The sequence below is a fragment of the Geobacillus sp. B4113_201601 genome, assembly GCF_001587475.1.
Lineage (GTDB): Bacteria > Bacillota > Bacilli > Bacillales > Anoxybacillaceae > Geobacillus > Geobacillus icigianus.
On sequence record NZ_LQYX01000114.1, the window covers coordinates 4707 to 5753 of the forward strand.

Annotated in this window: 1 pseudogene; it reads left to right on the forward strand. The window is 57.4% G+C overall.

From position 1 onward, the window contains the following. A pseudogene (locus tag B4113_RS15690) lies at window positions 1–1047 on the forward strand (IS1634 family transposase); the annotation flags it as partial.

Consider the following 1047-nt stretch of genomic DNA (forward strand, 5'->3'; position numbering starts at 1 on the left):
CGCAGGACATCGATTGGCCGAAGCGGATTCGGCCAAGGCTGGAGCCGTCTTGGTTCAACGACGATGCCATCGCGCGTCATTAGGATCGCCTGTATGAGGCGAATATCCATCAAGTCCTTTTCGTCTTGCCTCGTGCAGATCGACAAGAAAGAAGGCCTCTCTCTTCGCCTCTTCCACGCCGATACGACGGACAAGACCGTTTACGGCGCGTATGAATCGGTCTCGTCAGAGGCCCTGCAGACCACACATGGCTACAACCGGCACCATCGTTGGCAAAAACCAATCGGTTTCGGGCTGATCGGCAGCGAAGACGGCATCCCGTTTTCCGGCGATGTGCACGACGGCAACGTGCCGGACAAAACGTGGAATCCCGAGGTGCTCTCCCGTGTCCATGAACAGCTGAAGCAAGCCAAAATCCAAGACGAATGGATTGACGTGGCGGATTCCGCTGCGATGACGAAAGACACACTCACGCAAACGAAGGCCGCCAACGCCTTTTTGATCACGCGAGGCCCTTCATCGCTTCGGATCGTGAAACAGGCATTGGCGGAGGCCGATTCGCCTCCTATCCCATGGAGCGATCCCTTTACGTTGGCGGAGAAAAACGGCGCCACGTATCGGGCATGGGAAACGGCCTCCACTTATGAAGGCCATCCGGTTCGGCTGATCGTCGTCGAATCGAGCGCGCTCGACCAGCGAAAAGGAAAGACGCTCGAAAACGAGCGAAACCAAGAAGCGGAGCTTCTTCGTGAGGAACAAGCCCGTTGGGAACGCCACCCCTTCTCTTGTCGGGCAGACGCCGAACAAGCCTTGGCCTCCTTCAAGGCGTCCCTTCGCCCCCAGTTTCATCGGGTGGAAGCCGCAGTCGAAGAGATCGTGCGCCCGAAAAAACGGCGCGGACGACCGAAAAAAGGAGCAGAACCCGAGATGGAGACGCTGTATCTTGTGCGCCTTGACGTCGAATTCGATCAAAACGCTTGGGAACAGGCGAGACGGAAAGCGTCCCGGTTTGTCCTCGTTACGACCGTTCCGAAGGAATGGAAGGGT